The sequence below is a fragment of the uncultured Fretibacterium sp. genome, assembly GCF_938040765.1.
Lineage (GTDB): Bacteria > Synergistota > Synergistia > Synergistales > Aminobacteriaceae > CAJPSE01.
The window spans coordinates 1-3,966 of record NZ_CALIAA010000140.1 but is presented as its reverse complement, the minus strand read 5'-3'; the positions used below and the strand labels follow the sequence as shown (position 1 = coordinate 3,966).

3 protein-coding genes are annotated in these 3,966 nt (G+C 64.3%); 2 read left to right on the top strand and 1 reads right to left on the bottom strand.

The window, feature by feature from the left end; all coding sequences use genetic code 11:
* Both Q0176_RS05260 and Q0176_RS05255 read left to right on the top strand, forming a co-directional pair.
* Nucleotides 1–1,139, top strand: a 1,139-nt coding sequence (locus Q0176_RS05260; RefSeq protein ID WP_366797213.1) for an Ldh family oxidoreductase, incomplete at its 5' end; no start/stop codon positions are given.
* Nucleotides 1,140–1,244: 105 nt separating this feature from the next.
* Nucleotides 1,245–2,174: a hypothetical protein gene (locus Q0176_RS05255; RefSeq protein WP_299299950.1), complete on the top strand. Its 930-nt coding sequence runs from the start codon at nucleotides 1,245–1,247 to the stop codon at nucleotides 2,172–2,174.
* Nucleotides 2,175–2,292: 118 nt separating this feature from the next.
* On the opposite strand, the gene Q0176_RS05250 is transcribed toward Q0176_RS05255, so the two are convergent.
* Nucleotides 2,293–3,966 (bottom strand): methyl-accepting chemotaxis protein (locus Q0176_RS05250; protein ID WP_299299948.1); only part of this gene is annotated, 1,674 nt, incomplete at its 5' end.

Sequence of the window (3,966 nt, the reverse complement as noted above, 5' to 3'; positions counted from 1 at the left end):
AGGACGCGGGGGGAAAATGTTTTTCTTCCTGGAGGAAGGGAGAGGATGCGGAGATGGAACGGACGACGGTCGGTTACGACAAACTGAGGCATTACATGCAGAGGATGTTTGTGGTGGGGCTGAAGTACCCTGAGGAGTCCGCCGAGATCACGGCCAGAGTGTTGGTTGAGGCGGATGCCAGGGGACATGCCTCGCATGGGGTGGCTCGGGTCAGCATGTACGCGGCCGAGGTGTGGGACGGAAAAAATGTCCCGCAGGCAAAACCCGAGATCGTGCACGAGACGCCGGTCTCCCTGGTGATCCAGGGGAACAGGGCTCCGGGGTTCCCGGTCTCGAGGACGGCGATGGAGCGGACCCTGGAGAAGGCCGAGGAGAACGGCACCTGCATGACCGTGGTCCGCGACTCCTGCCACTTCGGCATGGCGGGCTATTGGGCGGAGCAGGCGGCCGACCGCGGCATGATCGGCTGGGCATTCACCAACACGCTGGGCGCCGCGATTCCACTCTTCGGCAGGGAGCGGCTGTTGGGGACCAATCCGATCAGCGTGGCCATCCCCACGGGCAGGAAGCCCCACTTCATGCTGGACATGGCGACGACGACCGTGGCGTTCGGCAAAATCGAGGTCGCCGCCCGGCGCGGGGGAACCATGCCGACCGGATGGGCCGTCGACGGGACGGGCACGGACACCACGGATGCCGTCACCGTCGCGGACACCGGCCGCGGGAACAAGAGCCCCTACGGAGGCCTGCTCTTTTTGGGCGGAGCGACGGAGACCCTTGGAGGGCACAAGGGCTATGGGCTGGGCCTGCTCGTCGAGCTTCTGACCTCCGGCCTCTCCATGGGCACGGCGTCGTTCGATACCTACGGAGACGGCTGCGGAATCTGCCATTGCTTTCAGGCCATGCGCATGGACCTGTTCGGGGATGCCGGTGCGGTGCAGAGGCATGTGGCCGGCATCCTGGATCGGATTCGCTCCAGCCCCAGGGCCGAGGGGCAGGAGCGCATCTACATCCACGGCGAAAAGGAGTTTGAGCGCCGGGAAAAGGCGCTGAAGGAGGGGATCTGGCTCGACCCGGCCACGTGGAGGCGGCTGGACGAGTACGCCGACAAGTTCGGCGTGGAGCGTCTGGAGCCGTAGGCTTCGACCGGGGAGGGGAACGCTGTGGAACGGGGAGCCTTAGAACAAGGATTGGAAGGGCTGCTGCTGTCCTTTGACGAACAATATCCCTGCTGGACGCCTGCGATGCTCGCGTTGGCGGGACTGGACCGGTCGGCGGCCGACGGGCTGGCGCGCGAGGGGCTGCTGGAGTTCGAGAAGGGGATTTACAGCCTGTCGGAGGCGGGGAGGGAGGCGTTCCTGAGGCTGGCGGGCGAGGCCTGCCTGCCCTCGAGGCCGGGCGTGACGTCCGACAGGGTGCGGACCGCGCTGCGGGGAGAGCTGATGCTGCTCCTGGACAAGCGGCACCTCCAGCGGTGGGGGGTGAAGGAGTACGTCTCCCCGTTCCAGTTCGCGCTGCCCCAAGTCGCGGGAGCGGACCTCTTTGTCATGGACGGGGAGGTCCCGGTCTGGCGCTATCCCGAAGTGTCCGTCTTCAGAAAGATGGCCGAGGATTTCCCGGAGACGGGGGCGGCCGCGCGGAACCGGCCCATGCCCTACGCCGGAGAGGTCCGTGCATGGCTGGAGGCCAACGCCCCGGGCCTGTACGACGCGGAGTTCGACCTGCTCTACAAGAGCCGGTACGACTTTCAGGTCTACGCAAAGTTTCCGCCCCTGCCCGCGGATCCCTGCGGCCTGTTCAATGCCGATCGCTTCCTCTTCTCCTTCATGCCCCCTCCCGTGCCCGGGAACCTGACCCAGTATCTGGAAAAAATCGGGGAGTTCCAGATGTTCCTGACCATGCTCAGGAGGCTGTACCTTCCGGGCTATGTCGACTTGGATGCGATGGACCAGGACGGCATCAACTGGCTCCTCTTTGCCTTCGAGGCGGATGGCGATGCGGAGCGCTGCGCGAAGCTGCTGAGCCCGATCTCCGAGGCTCTTCCGGGGACGGCGTCGCCCCTGGAGCTCTGGAGCGTCAGCCTGGAGGGGCTGCGAAACTACCCGGGGGGGCAGGCGGAGACGATATGGGATATCCTGCCCTTTGCCGCCCACCCCATATATCGGCTCACGTAACCTCACCTTTTTCGTAACTTCCCCTACGGCATTACCGAAGCGGGAGGGCGGAAGGCAAAAGGACGGGCCTCCCCGAACAGGGAAGCCCGTCCTTCTTTTTGCGTCCGAATCGAGGGGCTTATCGCTTCTGGGGAACGATGCCCGGTCCGTCGGCATCGAGGACGAAGCGCTTGACGATCTCCTGGAGGTGCTCGGCGGTCTCCGCCATGCGCTGGGCTTCGCCGGCGATCGACTTCGCCGCCTGGGTCGTCTCTCGGGTCGCCGTGTCCACGCCTCTGCCGGTCTCCACGATCTGCGCCGTCGTCTCCGTTACCTTGCGGACGGAGTTGCTGATCTCGGCACTCGACGCCGCCTGCTCTTCCGAGACCGCGGCTACGCTCTGGACCGACTCCGCCAATTTGTTCAGCGCGGACAGTGCGTCCTTGAGCTTCCCTTGGGTTTCGAGGGTCTTCTTGGTCGTCTCGCCCAACAGGCTGCCCGTCCGCTCGGTCGCGGCGATGGAGTCCTTGGAGTGCTCCTGGAGCCCCGAGATCAGCTCGTTGACCTGCGATGCCGCCTGAGCCGATTCCTCGGCCAGCTTGCGGACCTCCTCGGCCACGACCGCGAAGCCCCGTCCCGCCTCGCCCGCGCGTGCCGCCTCGATCGCGGCGTTCAGCGCCAGCAGGTTCGTCTGATCGGCGATGGATGTGATGATGGATACGAATCCCGCTATGGAGTCCACCGACTTTTCCAGGCCGCGGAGCCGTTCGATGCTTTGAGCGGAGAAATCCTCCGCATTTTTGATGTCCTGAAGCGCTTTGTTCAGTTCATCGGAGGAGCTCTCGGCCTTTTCGGATACCTGGGCCGCGCCCTCGGCGCCGCTTGTGGCCGCCTCCGCAGAGGACTGGGCGCCCTCGGCGATCTCCTGGATGGAGGTATTCGTGTCCTCGAGAGACGAGGCGTTGCTCTCCATCAGGTGAAGAATGCGCTCCATGGACGCGGAGACCTCCTCCATCGAGGCGAGCGTCTCCTCGGAAAGGGCGGCCAGGGTCTCGGACTGATGGGCCGTGGTATCGGCTGCGGACCGAATGTCCGTCATGCTGCCGTGCAGGGAGGCAACGGTTGCATTCAGCTTCCCGGCGACCTGGGACAATTCGTCCCTGCCGGAATCGTCGTAGTGGATGGTGAGGTCGCCGGACCCCAGGAGCTCCGTTTCCCTCTGAATGTTCGAGATGCTGCGCGTCAGGCCGCGGTTGACAAGCACGATGACAAGCCCCGTCACGATGAGGGCGGCGGCGGCGATGACGAGAAGAAGAACCGTTAGGGCATTGACCCGGGCCCGTACCTCATCCATGGGAAAGGCGACTGCGAGGAAAAAGCCTATCCCCGTGGGGGTGAAAAACGCCTTGGAGTCCCTGCCTTCGTAGCGGTACTCCTGAGAGCCCGTCTCCCTGGCGATCATCCTCTGCGCGACCTTCCTGAGGGACTCCGGGATCTGGGGCCCCGTCGCTAGGTTCACCTTCAGGTTATCCTCCTGGCGACTCCCGGACAGAAGCATGCCGTCCTCAAGCAGCAGAAAGCCATACCCCTTGTCGAGGGTGCGGATGTTCCTGACAAAATCGTCGAGCGCGTCCAGAAGGATGTCTCCTCCCACGACACCCAGCAGTTTGCCGTTGTCGTCGAAAAGTGCCCGGGCAACCGTGACGACCGTTTTCTTCAGTTCCAGGTCGATGTAGGGATCGGAAAATGCTACCTTACCTCTTCCCTCTACGGCCTTTCTGTACCAGTCCCGGGTGCGGGAGTCGTAGTCCCA

Bases quoted from the DNA above. Each gene is read 5' to 3' on its own strand.
- Q0176_RS05255 (WP_299299950.1), top strand. From the start codon at position 1,245: ATGCTCGCGTTGGCGGGACTGGACCGGTCGGCGGCCGACGGGCTGGCG.